The organism is Caballeronia sp. GAFFF2, from assembly GCF_023631485.1.
Lineage (GTDB): Bacteria > Pseudomonadota > Gammaproteobacteria > Burkholderiales > Burkholderiaceae > Caballeronia.
In genome coordinates, this window is the sequence record NZ_JALQDA010000032.1 from 1 (window position 1) to 17,247 (window position 17,247).

General features: G+C 62.4%; 16 protein-coding genes and 1 pseudogene. 13 read left to right on the forward strand and 4 right to left on the reverse strand.

Annotated elements, in window-relative coordinates; all coding sequences use genetic code 11:
• Positions 1-74: 74 nt before the first annotated feature.
• The 12 genes and pseudogenes from NCT04_RS24395 to NCT04_RS24450 form a co-directional block, all read left to right on the forward strand.
• Positions 75-374, forward strand: a pseudogene (locus tag NCT04_RS24395) (integrase core domain-containing protein); the annotation flags it as partial.
• Positions 375-928: 554 nt separating this feature from the next.
• Complete coding sequence (locus NCT04_RS24400) at positions 929-1,867, forward strand: tyrosine-type recombinase/integrase (protein ID WP_250468078.1); 939 nt, start codon at positions 929-931, stop codon at positions 1,865-1,867.
• A 167-nt stretch (positions 1,868-2,034) separates the two neighbouring features.
• Positions 2,035-2,436 (forward strand): TMEM175 family protein, encoded by a 402-nt coding sequence (locus NCT04_RS24405; RefSeq protein WP_250468079.1) that lies wholly within the window; start codon positions 2,035-2,037, stop codon positions 2,434-2,436.
• A 53-nt stretch (positions 2,437-2,489) separates the two neighbouring features.
• Positions 2,490-2,729: a hypothetical protein gene (locus NCT04_RS24410; protein WP_250468080.1), complete on the forward strand. Its 240-nt coding sequence runs from the start codon at positions 2,490-2,492 to the stop codon at positions 2,727-2,729.
• A gap of 306 nt (positions 2,730-3,035) precedes the next feature.
• Positions 3,036-4,628, forward strand: a complete 1,593-nt coding sequence (locus tag NCT04_RS24415; RefSeq protein ID WP_250468081.1) for an ABC transporter substrate-binding protein — start codon at positions 3,036-3,038, stop codon at positions 4,626-4,628.
• On the forward strand, positions 4,625-5,635 hold the full coding sequence (locus NCT04_RS24420) for an ABC transporter permease (RefSeq protein WP_250468082.1): 1,011 nt from the start codon (positions 4,625-4,627) through the stop codon (positions 5,633-5,635). Before NCT04_RS24415 ends, NCT04_RS24420 begins: the two co-directional genes overlap by 4 nt.
• Positions 5,632-6,507, forward strand: coding sequence for an ABC transporter permease (locus tag NCT04_RS24425; RefSeq protein ID WP_250468083.1), 876 nt, complete (start codon positions 5,632-5,634; stop codon positions 6,505-6,507). Before NCT04_RS24420 ends, NCT04_RS24425 begins: the two co-directional genes overlap by 4 nt.
• Positions 6,504-7,544: an ABC transporter ATP-binding protein gene (locus tag NCT04_RS24430; protein ID WP_250468084.1), complete on the forward strand. Its 1,041-nt coding sequence runs from the start codon at positions 6,504-6,506 to the stop codon at positions 7,542-7,544. The genes NCT04_RS24425 and NCT04_RS24430 overlap by 4 nt, the downstream gene beginning before the upstream one ends.
• Positions 7,534-8,526 (forward strand): ABC transporter ATP-binding protein, encoded by a 993-nt coding sequence (locus NCT04_RS24435; RefSeq protein WP_250468085.1) that lies wholly within the window; start codon positions 7,534-7,536, stop codon positions 8,524-8,526. The genes NCT04_RS24430 and NCT04_RS24435 overlap by 11 nt, the downstream gene beginning before the upstream one ends.
• Positions 8,527-8,545: 19 nt before the next feature.
• Positions 8,546-10,147: an ABC transporter substrate-binding protein gene (locus NCT04_RS24440; RefSeq protein ID WP_250468086.1), complete on the forward strand. Its 1,602-nt coding sequence runs from the start codon at positions 8,546-8,548 to the stop codon at positions 10,145-10,147.
• A gap of 31 nt (positions 10,148-10,178) precedes the next feature.
• A complete protein-coding gene (locus tag NCT04_RS24445; protein ID WP_250468087.1) occupies positions 10,179-11,327 on the forward strand; it encodes an LLM class flavin-dependent oxidoreductase in 1,149 nt (382 codons plus the stop codon).
• 19 nt (positions 11,328-11,346) lie between these two features.
• The gene (locus tag NCT04_RS24450; protein WP_250468088.1) at positions 11,347-12,561 is read left to right on the forward strand and encodes an acyl-CoA dehydrogenase family protein; all 1,215 of its coding nucleotides are present in this window, start codon (positions 11,347-11,349) and stop codon (positions 12,559-12,561) included.
• Between the two features lie 194 nt (positions 12,562-12,755).
• Here NCT04_RS24450 and NCT04_RS24455 read toward each other — a convergent pair whose 3' ends face one another.
• The 4 genes from NCT04_RS24455 to NCT04_RS24475 all read right to left on the reverse strand — a co-directional run bounded on the left by NCT04_RS24455 (position 12,756) and on the right by NCT04_RS24475 (position 16,055).
• Positions 12,756-12,905 carry a hypothetical protein gene (locus NCT04_RS24455; protein WP_250468089.1) on the reverse strand — a complete coding sequence of 50 codons (150 nt, stop codon included), beginning with the start codon at positions 12,903-12,905 and terminating at the stop codon, positions 12,756-12,758.
• A 1,135-nt stretch (positions 12,906-14,040) separates the two neighbouring features.
• Entirely contained in the window at positions 14,041-14,319 is a 279-nt protein-coding gene (locus NCT04_RS24465; protein ID WP_250468090.1) for a hypothetical protein, read from the reverse strand.
• Positions 14,320-14,689: 370 nt separating this feature from the next.
• Positions 14,690-15,649 (reverse strand): SOS response-associated peptidase family protein, encoded by a 960-nt coding sequence (locus tag NCT04_RS24470; protein WP_250468091.1) that lies wholly within the window; start codon positions 15,647-15,649, stop codon positions 14,690-14,692.
• A gap of 49 nt (positions 15,650-15,698) precedes the next feature.
• Positions 15,699-16,055 carry a hypothetical protein gene (locus NCT04_RS24475; protein ID WP_250468092.1) on the reverse strand — a complete coding sequence of 119 codons (357 nt, stop codon included), beginning with the start codon at positions 16,053-16,055 and terminating at the stop codon, positions 15,699-15,701.
• Between the two features lie 469 nt (positions 16,056-16,524).
• Here NCT04_RS24475 and imuA point away from each other — a divergent pair, with 469 nt between their 5' ends.
• On the forward strand, positions 16,525-17,238 hold the full coding sequence (gene imuA / locus NCT04_RS24480; protein WP_250468093.1) for a translesion DNA synthesis-associated protein ImuA: 714 nt from the start codon (positions 16,525-16,527) through the stop codon (positions 17,236-17,238).
• Positions 17,239-17,247 lie beyond the last annotated feature (9 nt).

Sequence of the window (17,247 nt, forward strand, 5' to 3'; positions counted from 1 at the left end):
GACGCCTGCAGAAGCTCTGGACGAATACCTAAAATCTGTTCAACAATCCAGTGTTGCGACGACCGGTTGAATCCGCCCAATACCTCAGCATTCGGTACACCGAACGTTTGGTGGACGTGGGCGTTGAGCCATCTGTCGGAACTGTCGGCGACTCCTAAGACAATGCTCTGGCCGAAACGATCAACGGCTTGTATAAGGCCGAAGTTGTACATCGGCGTTCATGGCGCACACTCCAAGACGTCGAGCTCGCCACGCTCGAATGGGTTCACTGGTATAACCACCATCGGCTGCTCGGCCCACTCGGGTACGTATCGCCTGCGCAAGCAGGGGAAGTCTACAATCGGAATCTGGTGCGATCCGCTCGCGCGGCGTAGCGCCCAACTCGGCGGTCTCCGACAAAGTCGGGGCGGTTCAAACAGTCTCGGCAATAGCCCCTTGGCTGTTGAAAAACAGCTGCACCGGATTAATTACCAGCCCCGTGAAGGAGGGCCGATAACTTTCCTCTGCCGATCGAGCGCGCCGTGCATCCATTTCGCCGGTTTTGATGTATTTCGCCGCGACGCCAAGGAACCCGGCGACCACCTCAAGCAGCTCTGCCGCAATCGCTACTTCGTTGGGCTCTATCCGCTCGACGGCAATGTCTCCTCTTCCCTCCAGCCGCAGACACCGAGCGCTGCATTTCTAAAGCTAACGTGCAGTTGACTTGTTCAGTCGATATCGCAGCGAACTTCGATGACCTTCGGCGGGCGAGCCGGACTGCGGCAAGCTTTTCCCAAGTCCAGCTGAGCGCCGCTGGCTTAGCGAGTTGAGCCAACGGTGCTTCGACGCGGCCCGTGTTTTTGGCCGGTGCTTGGTGGCTTGGGGGGTTGGCGAAGCGTTAGCTTCGCGGTAGGGTTGCGGTTTGGCCAAATTCAGTATAACGATTTTCATGACCGACGATCTTTGGCTTACCGCACCGGAAGACGCTTATGCGCAGTGGCAGCGGGAAGGAGCTACCGGCGCCGATCGCCGCGCGTTCGCCGACCAGTCGATCGTCCAGCACCGTTCGATGTTCTCGCGCTTCAACGACTATCTGATCGCTCACCGTGCGACCGTGGCCAGCTATGGAATGGACCACCTCGACGGCTTCTTCACCGACCTTGCACAGGATTGCGCGCCCGGCACGACCACCCGCCTTCGCTATCTCAAGCTGATCGACCGGTTCACGCGGCACCTTGTCAACATCGAATTGCGTACGGACAATCCGGCCGCGCTGATGCTAATCAATGAAAGCTGGCCAGATGACGAACCGACGCCGATCTATCTTTCGCTGAAAGACGATGTGCGCCTACAGGCTGTCTGCGTCGCCACGCAAGGCGCTGCGTTCAAAGAACTGCGGAACACGGCGATCGTGGCGCTATTTCTCGCCTCGGGTTTGACGGCGGCCGAGTTGAGGCAACTGAGGGTCGATGATCTCGATGTCGCCTACGATCGCCCTACTGTCTTCGTCGACAAACACGGGCCTCGCATCGCGCGACGGGTGCCCATCGATGCTTTTGCCGCAGACGTTGTGCGCGCCTACTGTGAGGCGCGTCGAAGCATCCAGTGCGTGACGCAATGGTTGTTCATTGCCACCGCAGCAGGAAAACCGATGCAGCCGGACACGATGCTCAAATGCGTGCGTGTCGCTCTTAAGCGGGCCGGCTTGACTGCGGCCGACGAGAGCCCGCGCTTGCTCCGGAACACTTACGGCCGCCGGCACGTCGCAGCAGGCAGGACCAATGAACAGGTGAGCAACCTCATGGGCTTATCCAGCCACCGCACCGCCACTCGCCTTCGTCAAACTCTTGATCCTAATGAGATGTCGGAAGCACAGGCACAGGCTTAGAAGCCTTCCGACCGGCCTCGGCCGAAAGCGCTCATACTTAGTCGTCAATGCTCGGTCGTGTTCTCACAACTTGTCTCGATCAGCAAGTAAGCCTGCGTGTACAACATAGATTGTGCGTGCTGTGGCGCGAGCAGAGCGGCCCCGGCGTATGCGAAAGGACTCACACGATGCTACGCAAACGACCTGTCGACGCGGAAACGCATGGTGCCGAGCGCGGACTTGAGCGCTTCGAGGGATTCAGTGACGCGGTTTTCGCGATCGCACTGACCCTGCTCATTGTCGAGATCAAGGTGCCCGGATCTCCGGACGGCACGCATGGGTACAGCGACCTCGCAAGCGCCATGGCGGGACAGTGGCGCGAATTTCTTGCGCTCGTTCTTTGCTATGTCGTGATCGGGGCCTACTGGCTGCAACACCATTATTCGGGTCGCATTTATGAGAAGAGCGATCACTGGTTTGGCGTGATCAACCTCCTGTTCCTGCTGGCGATCGTCGTCATGCTTATCCCATTCGCGTCTGGTGCTTCCACCTCGGCACAGGCTTCGAGCCGGTCGCCTCAGTCACCCTAGTGGCCGGTCTTGCGCTAACCGCCTGCACCTGGATGGCGAAGTGGTTCTAAGCAATGACGGGCCGCCGGCTGATGGACGAACGGCTGGCGCCCGATTTCCTCCAGCAGATGACCCGCCGCTATGGCGTCGCGACGCTAGTCCAGATCGCTGCAGTATTCGTCGCGATCGCGGCGCCCCGGATCGGGGTGGCCATTGTACTGCTATGCGACGCCTTCTTTTTGCTGCCACCGCCCAAGCCGCGTTATAACCCCGGAGAGGAGCCGAGCGAGGCCGAGAAAACTAGCGACAACTAGCTATTGCGCGAGGTTGATCGGGAACATCAGGCGAAGACAACGAGAATGCCCGGTGCACAGTAATCGTCGCTGACATCGTTCGCATTAACGGTTAAAGAGGTTATCCGCAATCGGTTGCATTGCTCGCCACGCCCGAAACGATTCAAACAATGAATAGTGCTTAACCTAACTATGTGCGCTCTGAAAAGCTATCCACGCCTCGCGTGAAGCGGATATCACTTTTTCTACGTTGTGGGCGCCATCCCGCGCGCCCTAGCATTGCACTTTCCCCTTCCCGCCTCAACGCAGTCGCGTCTTCCATCGCCCATGCCCAGCCGCAGAGAATTTCTCATCAAAAGCAGCGCGCTCGCGAGCGCCGGTCTGGTCGATCTTCCCGTTGCCGCCCGCGCCGCCAGTCCGACCGTGCTCGTCGCCAATACGCTGCCCGAACCTGCGGGACTGGCATCCGGTTCAACGCCCGCGAATCCGACCAACGTCGTATCGAGCAACCTGTTCGATGGGCTCATCACCTACGACGAAAACTTTCATCCGGTGCCTCAGCTCGCGCGTTCCTGGACGGAGTCGGACGATCGCCGCACCATCACATTCAAGCTGCGCGACGATGTGCGCTGGCACGACGGCAAGCCGTTCACCTCGGCCGACGTGCAGTATTCGATCATGGAAGTATCGAAGAAGGTGCATCCCATCGCGCGGCCGACTTTCGCGCAGATCACCGCCGTCGATACGCCCGATGCGCACACCGCCGTGTTCCGTCTCGCGCAGCCTTCGCCGGTCATCTGGGCGTATCTCGATACGTCGTCCGCGTTCATTTTCCCCAAGCATCTTTATGCAGGCACCGATCCGCTGACCAATCCGTACAACGCTAAACCGGTCGGCACGGGCGCGTTCGTGTTCAAAGAATGGAGTCGCGGCAACTACATCCGCCTCACAAAAAATCCAGACTACTGGGACAAGAACAAGCCGCGCGTGGACGAGCTCGTGTTCCGCATCATTCCGGATGCCAGCGCGCGCAGCGTCGCGCTGCAAAGCGGCACCGTGCAGTACGCGCCGCTCACCCCGGTCTCGCTGATCGAGGCGCGCAGGCTGGAGCAGGACCCGAATCTCGTGATCGATTCGAAGGGCTGGCGTTCGAATGCGCCGATGTTCTTCATGGACTTCAACCTGCGTCAGCAGCGCTTTCAGGATGTGCGCGTGCGCCGCGCCATCGCGCATGCCATCAACACGAAGCAGCTCGCGCAGGCCGTGTTCTACGGCTTCGCCACGCCCGCGACCGGCCCGGTGCCGAGTTATCAAAAGAGCTTCTACACCGCCGACACGCCGCAATATCCGTACGATCCGGCGCATGCCGAAGCGCTGCTCGACGAAGCGGGCTTCAAACGCGGCGCGGATGGCGTGCGTCTGCGTTTCAATCATCTGAACCATACCTACGGCGAGGACTATCAGCGCGCGGGCATGTTCATCCAGCAGCAACTGAAGCGGATCGGCGTGGAAGTGACGCTCGTCAATTACGACCTGCCGACGTATCTGCGCAAGATCTTCAGCGAGCACGACTTCGACACCATGAGCGCGTTCTACGCGGCCTTCGCGGACCCGCAGATCGGCGTGATCCGCCGCTTCTGGTCGAAGAACATCATCGCGGGCGCGGCGTGGAGCAACGGCTCGGGCTATGCGTCGCCGGAGATGGACGCCGTGGTCGAGAGCATTCAGACCGAGCAGGACCTGCAGCGCCGCACGCAGGCCATTCACCAGTTGCAGGTGCTCGCGCAGCGCGACGTGCCTTCCATCACGCTGGCGGAACTCAAGTTTTTCCGCATCTACTCGAAGCGCCTGCAAAACGTGAACACGACGCCGATCGGCGTGTATGCATCGCTCGACGATGTAGGACTGAGCGCCACATGAGCAGCATTCCACGCACGAGCGCCAAGACACGCCGCCCGTGGCCGTATCCCCTGCGACGCGCGTGTCAGGCCCTGCCGCTCGTCGCGGTGATCGCCATCGCGAACTTCTTTTGGCTGCGGCTCGCACCGGGCGATCTCGCCGATGTGATCGCGGGCGAAGCGGGCGCCGCCACGCCCGAATACATGGCCGAATTGCGCCGCCAGTTTGGCACCGATCAGCCGCTCGCGATGCAGTTCGCAGCCTATGTGAAGCGCCTCGCGCATCTCGATCTCGGCTGGTCGTTCCGCTACAACGAATCAGTGCTGCATCTGATCGGACAGCGCTTGCCCGCCACCGCGTTGCTGCTGGTGAGCGCACTCGTCATCGCGCTCGTCGTGGGCTGCGCGGCGGGGACCTTCGCGGCCGTATCGCGCTGGCGCTGGGTCGATGTGCTCGTGTCCGTCATCGCGACGCTCGGCTTCGCCACGCCACTGTTCTGGCTCGGCCTCATGTTGATGGTGTTGTTCTCCGCGCATCTGCACTGGTTGCCGTCCGGCGGCATGACGACGCTCGGCGCGACCCTGCACGGCTGGGCGTTTGTTCGCGACGTCGCCGCGCACATGGCGATGCCGGTGTTCTGCCTCTCCGCTTACTACCTCGCCATCTATGCGCGGCTCATGCGCGCATCCGTGCTGGAAGTCGCCGGACTGGACTTCGTACGCACCGCGCGAGCCAAGGGCGTATCGCGCTGGCGCGCCGTGGTCTCGCATGTGGTGCCCAATGCGTTGCTTCCCATCGTCACGATGACTGCGTTGCAGTTCGGCACGCTGTTCAGCGGCTCGGTCGCCATCGAGACCGTCTTCAGTTGGCCGGGCCTCGGGCAGCTCGCGCTGGACGCGGTGTCGTCGCGCGATCTGAACCTGTTGCTCGGGATTCTGTTCGTCAGTTCGCTGCTGGTGCTCGCCGTGAATCTGTTCGCGGATCTGGCGTATGGCTGGTTCGATCCGCGTATCGAGGTGGAACGATGAGCCACGTTCTCTCTGTCTCCCACACGCGCCACGCGTGGCGCATCGCGCGCGAAGCGCCGAGTCTCTTCGCGGGCGCGTTGCTGTTTGTCGCTGTGCTCGTCATCGCGCTGAGCGCCAGGCATCTCACGGCCTACGACCCGATGGACATGGTCGGCACGCCGTTCGTCTGGCCGGGCACGGACCGCGCCTTTCCGCTGGGCACCGACATGATGGGCCGCGACATCCTGAGCGGCATTGCCTACGGCGCGCGCGTGTCGCTCGAAATCGGCATCGCGGCGGGCGTGCTCGCGGCGCTGGCGGGCGCGACGGTCGGCGCGGTCGCGGGCTTCTACGGCGGTTTCGTCGATGAAGCGCTGATGCGGCTCACCGAATTCTTCCAGACCATGCCGGCGCTGCTCTTCACCATCGTCATGGTGGTCGTGGTGCGGCCGAGCGTGCCGACCATCGTCCTGAGCGTCGCGCTGACGAGCTGGCCGCAGGTCGCGCGTCTGGTGCGCGCCGAGGCGCTGCGCGTGAGCCGCGCCGAATATGTGCAGGCCGCGCGTGTGATCGGCATGAGCCGGGCGCGCATTGTAGTGACGCATGTGTTGCCTAACGTGATGACGCCCGCCATCGTGATGATCTCGATTCTCGCGGGCAACGCGATCCTCACGGAAGCCGTGCTGTCGTTTCTGGGTCTTGGCGATCCGAACGTGGTCACGTGGGGCAGCATGATCGGCTCGGGACGCGAAGCCTTGCAGACCGCGTGGTACATGACGGCGATTCCCGGCGGCGCGGTGCTGGTGACAGTGCTCGCGCTGAACCTGCTCGGCAACGGCCTGAACGATCTTGCCAATCCACGCCGCCACGGCGCGCGCCGAGGTGGCGCATGACGACCGCACCGCTTCTTCTGGCGGACGATCTGAGCGTCGCGTTTCGATCGCGTGATGGCGCGGCGGCGCTGGCCGTCGACGGGCTTTCGCTGCACGTCGCGCCCGGCGAGACGCTCGCGCTGGTCGGCGAATCCGGCTGCGGCAAATCGACGACGGCGCTTGCGTTGATGGGGCTGTTGTCCGGCCCGGACGCGAAAGTGACGAGCCGCCGGCTGCATTTCGATGGCGCGGATCTGACCACGCTCGGCGAACGCGGCTGGCGTGCACTGCGCGGCGGCGGCATCGGGATGATTTTTCAGGACCCGCTCTCGGCGCTCAATCCGGTGCGCACGGTGGGACGGCAGATCGAGGAAGCGATCGCGCTGCATCGCGGATTGCGCGGCCGGGCGGCGCGGCGTGACGCGCTGGAATTGCTGCGGCTCGTGGGCATTCCGGAGCCCGCGCGGCGCATCGACGATTATCCGCACCGGCTCTCAGGGGGCATGCGGCAGCGTGTGCTCATCGCCATGGCGCTCGCGGGCGAGCCGCGCCTGTTGATCGCCGACGAACCGACTACCGCGCTCGACGTGACCATTCAGGCGCAGATCCTCGCGCTGCTCGCATCCTTGCAGCGGCAGACGGGCATGGCGCTGCTGCTCATCACGCACGATCTGGGCATCGTCGGGCAACTCGCGCATCGCGTCGCGGTGATGTACGCCGGGCGCAAGATCGAGGAACGCAGCGTCGATGCCCTGTTCGATGCCCCGCTGCATCCCTACACGCAGCGCTTGTTGCGGGCGCGTCCGCCTCACGGAGACGAAAGCGGCGGCGCACGCACGCGGCTTTCGGAAATCCCCGGCGCGGTGCCGGCACCCGGTCTCGCGCCCGGCGGATGCGCCTTCGCCCCGCGCTGTGCCTTCGCCGAGGCCCGTTGCCGCGACGACGTGCCGCCGTGGCAATCGAGCGGCACAAACGGAACGAGCGGCACCGATGGCGTGCGCTGCATTCGCGCTCACGATGCCGACCTCATCGAAGCGAGACACGCCCATGCTGCTTGATATCGAGGACCTGAGCGTGCGTTACCGGACCCGGCGCGGCGTTCTGACCGCGGTCGATGAAGTGTCGCTCGGCCTCTCGCGCGGCGAGACGGTCGGCCTGGTCGGCGAATCGGGCTGCGGCAAGAGTTCGCTCGGGCGTGCGCTGGTGCGCCTGATCGATGCCGACAGCGGCGCGGTGCGGCTCGACGGCACCGACATCGCCCGGCTCGATGCGAGCCGCCTGCTGCCTTGGCGCAGACGCATCCAGATGGTGTTCCAGGACCCGCTTTCCGCGCTCGATCCGCGCAAGACGGTGCGCAAGACGCTGTCGTTGCCGCTGCAACTGCACGGCATCGGCACGCGCGCCGACCGGCGCGAACGCATCGACGCGCTGCTCGCGCAGGTCGGACTCGCGCCGCAACTCGCGGACCGTCTTCCGCACGAACTCTCGGGCGGCCAGCGTCAGCGCGCGAATATCGCGCGGGCGTTGTCCATCGACCCGGACATCGTCATCTGCGATGAACCGGTCTCCGCACTCGACGTGTCCCTGCAGGCGCAAGTGCTCAACCTGCTCGGCGACCTTCAGCAAGCGCGCGGCATGACCTATCTGTTCATCAGCCACGATCTGGCGGCGGTGGGTCATCTCGCCGACCGCATTGCCGTGATGTACCTCGGGCGCATCGTCGAAGTGGTGCCGCGTGCGCGTCTCTGGAAGGACGCCGCGCATCCGTACACGCGTTTGCTGCTCGATTCGATTCCATCGCGTGCTTCTCGTTCGTCATTCGAAGCAAACGCCGTATTGGCCGAATTGCCGAGCCCGTTCGACATTCCGCGCGGCTGCCGGTTCCGCCAGCGCTGCCCGCATGCCGTGAGCGTGTGCGGCGAGATCGAGCCGCAACCCGTGACGCTGGTGAGCGGCCATACCGTCGCGTGCCATTTGCATCGGGAAGCCGCCAGCGTCGAGCACGGGGAAAGCGCGATCAAACCTGTCGTCATCGCATGAAAAAAAAGGAGCTTACGAATTGATCACGCGTCGCCAGTTCTTCCAGATGGCCGCAGCCACCGCCGCCGCGCCGATGCTGCCCGGCCTCGCCTTCGCTGCGAATGACGCCGGCGCCAAGGATCACGCAGTACTTCAGGCGAGCATCGTGCCGGAACCGGCCGGCTGGGTCGCCGGGCTGAACATTTCGAATCCGGCGGTCATCGTTTCGGTAAATCTCTTCGACGGCCTCATCACCTACGACGACGCACTGAAGCCCGTGCCGCAACTCGCGCGTTCATGGAACGAAACGCCCGACCGCAAGACCGTCACCTTCCACTTGCGCGATGACGTGAAGTGGCACGACGGCCAGCCCTTCACGTCCGCCGATGTGCAGTATTCGCTGATGGAAGTAACCAAGCGCTTTCATCCGCGCGGCGGCGCGACCTTCGCCACGCTCGATGCCGTGGACACGCCCGATGCGCACACCGCGATCTTCCGCTTCTCGTCGCCCGTGCCCGCGATGTGGGCCGCGCTCGGCGGCTTCGAAACGCAGATCCTGCCCAAGCATCTCTACGCGGGCAGCCCGCCGCTCGCCAATCCGCTGAACGCGCGGCCAGTCGGCAACGGCCCGTACAAGTTCCGTGAATGGCAGCGTGGCAACTACGTGGCGCTGGAGCGCAATCCGGACTACTGGGACAAGACCAATCCGCCGCACTTCGAGCAGATCATCTTTCGCATCATTCCGGATGCGGGCGCTCGCCTGACCGCGCTCGAATCCGGCGATCTGCGCTATGCACCGACCGACGCCGTCTCGCTGCCCGATCTCGCGCGCCTGCGCACCGACCGGCGCTTTGTCGTGTCGAGCCGCGCATTCGACGGCATCGCGCCGATCTGCTTCTTCGACTTCAACATGCGGCGCAAGCAGTTTCAGGATCTTCGCGTGCGGCAGGCGTTCGCTCACGCCATCGACCGCAATGCACTGGCGCGGGTGGTCTGGTATGGCCTCGCAAAACCTGCGCAAGGCCCGATACCGAGCTATCAGAAGGATTTTTTCAAGCCCGACCTGCCGCAATACACATTCGATCCCGCACGCGCCGAAGCGCTGCTCGATGAAGCGGGTTTCAAGCGCGGCAGCGATGGCGTGCGGCTGCGTCTGAACAATCTGCCGCTTCCGTTCGGAAATCAGTACACGTTGACGGCGCAATTCATACAGGCGCAGTTGCGCCGCGTCGGTGTGGAGCTTCAGTTGATCGCCACGGACGTGCCGACCTTCAACCGTCGCGCCTACGCCGATTACGATTTCGACACGCTGACGAACTGGTACTCCGCCTTCGCCGATCCGCAACTTGGCGTCACGCGCCGTTACTGGAGCAAGCAGATCAAGCCCGGGTCCACGTCAAGCAATGCGAGCGGGTATGCGACACCCGAGATGGATCACGCCATCGAAGGTCTCGTGAGTGAGGCCGATCCCGTAAAGCGCAAACCGTTCATCGACGCGATGCAGCTCATCGCGCAGCAGCAGGTGCCGTCGATCAATCTGCTCGAACTGCATCTGTACTCGATTCACGCCGCAAATCTCACCGGCTTCAGTTCGACGCCGATGGGCGCGTATTCGTCGCTGGCGGGCGTGCGCAACGCCTGACGCACCTTCAAACCACTGGTCACGACATCGCATGAAATCTCCCGCGGAATTTCCCGACAGCCCGCTCTCGCGCGCCATGCGCCAGCCGTTGATGCTCGGCCTCTTCCTGCCGATTCAAAGCGGCGGCTGGTCGATGTCCACCTTGCCGCGCACCACGGACTGGACCTTTGATTACAACGCGCGCCTCACCAAGAAAGCGGAAGCGCTCGGCTTCGATCTCGTGTTCGGGCTCGCGCAATGGCTCGGTCGCGACGGCCACGGCGGCGACATGCGCTACCGCAATCTGTCGCTGGACTCGTTCATCACCATTGCGTCGCTGGCGTCGATCACCGAGCGCATCCTGCTTGTGTCGACGCTGCATATCCTGTATGGCAACTGGCATCCGCTGCATCTGGCGAAGTTCGGTGCGACCCTCGATCACATCTCGCAGGGGCGCTGGGGCCTCAACATGGTGACGGGCCATTCGATCGACGAAGCGGAAATGTTCGGCCGCAGCGGGCATTTCGAGCACGACGAGCGCTATCGCATGGCAGATGAATTCGTCGAGTTGATGGGCAAGCTCTGGACGCTCGATGAGAACCTCACGTTCGACGGTGAATGGTATTCAACGAAGAATGCGTTCTCGTCGCCCAAGCCGCGTTATGGACGGCCCGTGCTCGTCAATGCGACGAGTTCGCCGGCCGGTATCGCCTATGCGGCGAAGCATTCGGACCTGATCTTCATCACGAGTTCGGCGGGCGCGCAGATCGATGCCGCGCTCGACGTGCTGCCCGCCCATACCGCGCAAATTCGCGCGGCCGCCGCGGACAATCGCCGCGAGGTTCGCACGCTGATCAATCCGACGATCGTATGCCGGCCGACCGAACACGAAGCGCGCGCCTATCACGAGGCCATTCTCTCGCACGGCGACTTCGGCGCAGTCGATGGCTTCACCGGCCGGCGCAGCGATGCAAAGGCATGGAAGAACCATCAGCGCGAACAGCGTGTGCTCGGCGGAAACATTCAGATCATCGGCTCGCCGGAACGCGTGGTGGAGGATCTCCTGCGTCTGAAAAAAGCCGGCGTCGATGGCGTGCAACTCACCTTTTTCGACTTCGAGCCGGATCTCGCCTACTTCGGTGAAGCGGTCTTGCCGTTGATGGAACAGGCGGGCCTGCGCGTGGCCGTCGATCCTGCATGACAATTAAGGAAAGCGAAACATGAATGCTGTCATTTCGACGCGCAACGCTTTGCAGAGCCTGCTCCCCGGCAGCCGCGAACTGCGCGCCCTGCTCGACGAAATCGCTGCGAGCAGCGAAGCACGCGACCATGGCGACGTCGATACGCGCGACGCTATCGAACGCATCCGCGCGGCGGGTCTCGGCCTGTTCCGCCTGCCAGTCTCGGAAGGTGGCGCAGGCGCGAGGCTCCCGCAACTCTATGAACTCGTGCTCGAACTCGGCGCGGCGGATTCGAACATTCCGCATATCCTGCGCAATCATTTCGCCTTCGTCGAAAAGGCCAGGCGCGCGGCGCATCTGCCGCACTATGCACGTTGGCTGGAGCGCGTGCGCGCAGGCGAACTTTTCGGACTCGGCGCAAGCGAGAACGGCACGCAGCATGTCGGCGATGGCGACGGCAACACGCGTCTCGTTCCATACGGCACGGGCTTCAGACTTACGGGCGCGAAGTACTACAGCACCGGGAACCTGTACTTCGATCACATCATGGTGAACGCGAAGACGCCGGAGGGACGCTTCGTCGTGGCGCGCGTCGGCGTGCGGCAACCGGGCGTGGATGTGCGCGACGACTGGGACGGCATCGGCCAGCGTCTGACGGCAAGCGGCACGACCGTCTTCACCGATGTCGAAGTCGATGCGCACGACGTGCTGGCTCTCGACGAAGACGTAAAAATCGCGCATCAGGCGACCTTCGCGCAGCTGTGGCTCACGACGATCATCGCGGGCATCGTGCGGCGCATCGCGGCGGATGGCGCGCGGCTCGTCGGCACGCGCGGGCGCAACTACTATCACGCGAGCGCGGAACGTCCCGCCGACGATCCGCTCCTGCAGCAAATCGTCGGTGAATTGCAGAGCGCGGCATTCGTCGCGGAGTCCGCCGTGCTGCGAGCCGGCGCGACACTTGACGCGGCGTTCGAAACGTCCCTTGCGGGCAAGCCGGACGACACGCTTTTCGTCGAAGCAGCGTTGCAGGCGGCCAAGTCGAAAGTCGCCATCGATGACATCGCATTGAAAGCGGCCACGCATCTGTTCGACGCAGGCGGCGCATCGGCGGCGACTCAGCGCGCACGGCTCGACCGTCACTGGCGCAACATCCGCACGATCGCATCGCACAACCCCGTGGCGTATAAGGCGCGCGCCATCGGCGATCACGCCGTCAACGGCACGGCGCTGCCACGGGCTGCGTTTTTCTGATCCATCATTGTCGAGGATTTCTGGTCATGCTTGAAGCTGATCGACCGCTTTACTCGCCACCTAGTCAACATCGAATTGCAGACCGACAATCCGGCCACGCAAATGCTCATCAACGATAGCCGCCCGAGGACGAGTCAACGCCGATTTATCTGTCGGCGGAAGGCGATGCACGGCTACAGGCGGTAAGTGTGTCATCAGACGGCGCGGCGTTCAAGAAGCTTCGAAACACGGCAATCGTGGCGCTCTTTCTTGCCTCCGGAGTGACGGCCGCCGAGTTGAGGCAACTGAGGGTCGATGATCTCGATGTCGCTAATGACCGCCCCACTGTCTTTGTCGAAAAACACGGGCCTCGCATCGCGCGTCGAGTGCCCATCGACGCTTCGCGGTCGACGTGCTTCGCGCCTATCATGACCCGCGCCAAATCATCCAGTGCGCGACGCAATGGTTGTTTATGACCACCGCAGCCGGGAAACCGATGCAGCTGGACACGATGCTCAAATGCGTCCGCGCTGCTCTTAAGCGAGCTGGATTGACGGCAGCAGACAAGAGCCCGCGCTTGCTCAGAAATACTCATGGTCGCCGACGCATCGTCGAAGGCAAGACTAACGAGCAGGTGAGTAGCCTCGTGCGCTTGTCGAGCCATCGAACTACCGCCCGCCTGCGTCAGACTGTTGACCTTGGGGCAATATGCGGCGCAGGTCTAACGAACGTTGCGGCGGCACACGACGAAGGCTGGCGGCCCTCAACAATTTGTTTCAAACCACGAGAGCTGAGCGTCATCCGCAGGCGTGCGCCGGACGTTTATAGCCTGGAGTACGAGTGATTCGCGAGTCCTCGACCTGCGACGCATATCAGTCGCCCCGCAACCACTAGCTACCGGGAAAACAGAATAAAATCGAAAGCATTGACGTTGGTTGTCGCGGCTCTTGCTGCGGCAACCGTTGGGCAAGCGCGAGCCGCTGGATGTTTGGCGGGCGCGGCTGTTGGCGGTGTTGGCGGACACTACGTGGGAAAGGGACATGCCGTGCTCGGCGCTGCAGGGGGATGTCTAGTCGGCCGTCACATGGCCGATAAGAAGGCGAAGGAGGAAGCCGCTGCTCGGGCGCAACCGCAGCCTAATGCGCAAGCTCAGCGCACGGCACAAGCTGCCAGCTCGTCGCAATAGCCGTCCTACACTCGTGCGTCCGCCTGCGCACGAGTGCGTCGTCGGTACAGCAGAGCGCAGGCCGCCGCAGGGGTGTCACGGACCGCCGCCGCAACCCGGCGTTGCGCCGATGCATATTGGTCGGGTGCAACGGCTTAAGTGCGATCTTCGGCAACCGGTAACAGCATGTCGACCCCGCGTCGAATCAACATCGAGCGCCAGCAGCCACGCGTGCACGAGACCATTCTTCAGCCAAAAGCAAAATTCTGCGGGATGATTGACGTTCGACATCCTTCGTGCGATCTATGAAGGGACGCCTACATTCCGCAGGCGCTTTAGCTGGAGAGCAATCGTGAATAAAGACCAAGTGAAAGGTGTTGGGAAAAAGGTAAGTCGCCCGGACCCTTGCGGTCATCGGGTTCACCTCTACGAGGCGGTGGTTTGAGTCCCGCGAGTACACGCTGTCGCAGGGCCTGCTCGTTCAGCAGCAAGCGAATCTTTTCGAGGGCGAACAGTTGCCCCAAACTTCCTTCAACCCACACCGTGTGCAGGCAGTCGAAGTAATCGCCGATCTGCTGCATGACCTCCCGCGCCTGTGCGATCTCGAGCAACATGCGCTCGACGTCCGCGTTGCCGCGATACTTGCGCCAGAACGTTCAGCCTTCTCTGATGCCGACAGGCTCGAAGCGAGGGAGCTTGCGAGCCATCTAGAGAAGTGCCCTGGAGCGCTCCAGGTCCACTGTGCAAGCATCGCCCGCGTGCAATTCGCAAACCACGCCTTCAGTGTGAGCGATGCTCGCGACTGCAAACTGAAAAGCAGGCAAGCGCTTCGATCGCGTTCTTTGGTGTTTCTCTAGTTTGTCCACGCGTCCTCCCAGGATGTCTATCGCGACATGTTAGTCAGGACCAGGACGATCAGCGTCTTTTTGAATAAATCGCTGCGTATTAGCGGCGTCGGCTTGGAGCTGCGCAGCGCACGCCCGCCTAAGCAGCGAGCCGATGTTCGTAGTAGGGTCGGTCGCGATCGTCGAGGATCGCATAGAGCGCGGCCAAATTAGAGGCGTCTGGATTCAACCATGCCTCGACGTTGTCGGGCTTGATTGGGACGATACAGCGGTCGTGGCCAGCGGCCTGCACTTCCGGCGGCGGTTCGTCTGTGATGGCCGCGAAGGAGAGCAGGTCCGGCTCCCCCGGTGCACTCCATTTCGACCACAGGCAAGCGACATACATCAGCTGCCCGTTGTTCGGGCGAAACTCGAGGACCACACTTTCGTCCCGCTGATGTGTCTCCAACAGCGTCCCTTCCATCTTTGCCTTGCTGACGTTCTCGTAGAAAACATCAACCAGCATAAGTCCATGCGCGTGACCGAAGCACGGCTTCCAGAATCCTTCAAGATTGTCGCGCCGTGCATTGTAGGTGCCGGGGTACTTGACGTCGTAGTTGGCCGGCTTGCCTGCGATTCGGCACTGGTAGCGCATCGGCTTGATGACGTACTCGCCGTTCTCGATCACTAGGACCGGTGCAAACGTGCCCGGGAAAATCCGTGCGTCGCGCGGCCTAAACTCGGTTCGGTTCAGGTCCTCCAGGCGTCGCAACGAGGCTTCGATCTTGTCAGTCGCGATCCGCTTGCTTTCGGTAGCGGCTTTGGTAGTTTTCGTTTGCAGCGTGCGCTCAGCATCCGCAAGACGCGTGCGCTGCCTGAAAAGCTCCTGCTCGATCTTTGAGGTCTGCTCGACATTGAACCGATCGATGAATTCTTTGATCTGGCGTTCGTCGTCGCTTTGTGGTTCGTGAAATGCGTCCTCCATCGCCTTCGGAATCTTGGCCTTGCTGCCTTCGGCGCGCTCCCAGAACAGGCGCGCAAACTCACGAATGTCCATCTGCGCGCCGAACATCTTGACGTATTTCCGGTAGTCCGCCTGAATTTGGGCCGAGTAGCACACTGTTGTCTCCCTGGGTATTGACCTTAAGTCCGATCGTAAAAAGGGGGCGCTAGCTCGCCGTGCCGGTGGCGTCACGGCACAGCCGCATCATCTTCTGCACCACTGTGCTTGCGTGATTCAGGCCCATGCCATCCGTGAACAGTGTCTGCACGTCCGCCTGGCGCACGGCAATGCCCGCTCCCTTCAGATCGCATCGCGCAATTTTGAGGGCCAATTGGCCTATGCGGATGCGCGCGAGCCAGTCCATCGTGACGAGATTGCGCTTAAGCCAGATGCGGCAGCTCTCCACCACGTGATCGACGCGCCATTCGTGCGTCAAAGCGTAAGACGCGGCTACGGTCGCCACCAGAAAGCAGAGCAAATCCGCACGTGCGCCAGTCAGTTCGTCGATGTCAGGTTTCATCATGTCGATCCTGCTTTTCCTCCGTATTTCCACCATGGTACCGATCCGCCGACCTCAGTTGCAGATGCGGACGCGCTGCGGGCTTTCAACGGCGGGCTACCGTAATAGGCTGCAGCGCGATCCCGTGCCAATGCATGAGCGGTCGCCCCCCGGAAGTAATGGCGAACACGCACGCTGCCGCCGATTCCGAGCGATTGAAATCATCAAGAGGCTTCGTTCGGAAGGCGCGCCGTTCTCCTGCGCAAAAAAGGTCGCGGCCGCTTTCTCCGCGCGAAACGCTTCGTCCATGGTCGCAGCGCCGAATGCGCGACGTAGCCTGGTCGCGACTTCGGCGTTCTCCAACAAGGAGTGTCTGGGCTAAGCATATTGGTCAGCTTTTTTCGGTTCCAGCTAAAAGGGCGCAATTCACTGCTTCATTTTTGCGCTAAGATCCTACTGTACATCCATACAGTGTTTTTGAACCTCCTTTGCCATGGCCGCTCTGCCCAAGCACATTGAAGCGATCCATCCCGCGATCTGGCGTGGGTCGCAACTCGCGCGGGCCTACGGCAAGACGATCGACACCGGCTACGCGGCCCTGTCGGCGGAATTACCCGGCGGGGGCTGGCCCATTGGCTCCTTAGTCGAGTTGCTCATCCAACAGCCAGGAATCGGTGAAATGCGCTTGCTTAATCCCGCGCTGATTGCCGCGAGCCAACGACCGGTCGCGCTGCTGCAAGCCCCGCATGTGCCGAACAGCCTCGCCTTTGCCTACTTGGGTGTGCCGCTGAACAAGCTCACAATGCTGCGCGCGCCAAAGACTGCGGATGCGCTCTGGTGCGCCGAGCGCGTACTGAACGCACGAAGTTGTGGCGCCCTGCTCTTCTGGCAGCAGCACATTCGATCTGAGGCGTTGCGGCGATTGCATCTGGCGGCACAAGCAACCGAAACGCTCCTGATTCTAGTTCGACCGCTCGCCGCCGCCCAGGATTCGTCACCCGCGACGTTACGACTGGGGGTGCGGCCCGCCGACGGCGGCATCTTTGTCGACATCATCAAGCGACGAGGACCCACCCGAACCGAGTCACTCTCCATCCACCTTCAACCGTCTCCGATCTTGCTCAGCCCCCATGGCCGTATTCGTCGCCATCTTCCTGCCCCGGCTCTCGCTGGAGGTATTCCGTCCGAGGTAGTCGCCTCCGACTGAACACGGATG

Excerpts from the sequence above, each read along its gene's own strand:
- NCT04_RS24415 (WP_250468081.1), top strand. The coding sequence starts at position 3,036 with ATGCCCAGCCGCAGAGAATTTCTCATCAAAAGCAGCGCGCTCGCGAGC.
- NCT04_RS24410 (WP_250468080.1), top strand. The coding sequence starts at position 2,490 with ATGACGGGCCGCCGGCTGATGGACGAACGGCTGGCGCCCGATTTCCTC.
- NCT04_RS24475 (WP_250468092.1), bottom strand. The coding sequence starts at position 16,055 with ATGATGAAACCTGACATCGACGAACTGACTGGCGCACGTGCGGATTTG.
- NCT04_RS24405 (WP_250468079.1), top strand. The coding sequence starts at position 2,035 with ATGCTACGCAAACGACCTGTCGACGCGGAAACGCATGGTGCCGAGCGC.
- NCT04_RS24445 (WP_250468087.1), top strand. The coding sequence starts at position 10,179 with ATGAAATCTCCCGCGGAATTTCCCGACAGCCCGCTCTCGCGCGCCATG.
- NCT04_RS24430 (WP_250468084.1), top strand. The coding sequence starts at position 6,504 with ATGACGACCGCACCGCTTCTTCTGGCGGACGATCTGAGCGTCGCGTTT.
- NCT04_RS24420 (WP_250468082.1), top strand. The coding sequence starts at position 4,625 with ATGAGCAGCATTCCACGCACGAGCGCCAAGACACGCCGCCCGTGGCCG.
- NCT04_RS24465 (WP_250468090.1), bottom strand. The coding sequence starts at position 14,319 with ATGTTGCTCGAGATCGCACAGGCGCGGGAGGTCATGCAGCAGATCGGC.
- NCT04_RS24435 (WP_250468085.1), top strand. The coding sequence starts at position 7,534 with ATGCTGCTTGATATCGAGGACCTGAGCGTGCGTTACCGGACCCGGCGC.
- imuA (WP_250468093.1), top strand. The coding sequence starts at position 16,525 with ATGGCCGCTCTGCCCAAGCACATTGAAGCGATCCATCCCGCGATCTGG.
- NCT04_RS24450 (WP_250468088.1), top strand. The coding sequence starts at position 11,347 with ATGAATGCTGTCATTTCGACGCGCAACGCTTTGCAGAGCCTGCTCCCC.
- NCT04_RS24425 (WP_250468083.1), top strand. The coding sequence starts at position 5,632 with ATGAGCCACGTTCTCTCTGTCTCCCACACGCGCCACGCGTGGCGCATC.
- NCT04_RS24400 (WP_250468078.1), top strand. The coding sequence starts at position 929 with ATGACCGACGATCTTTGGCTTACCGCACCGGAAGACGCTTATGCGCAG.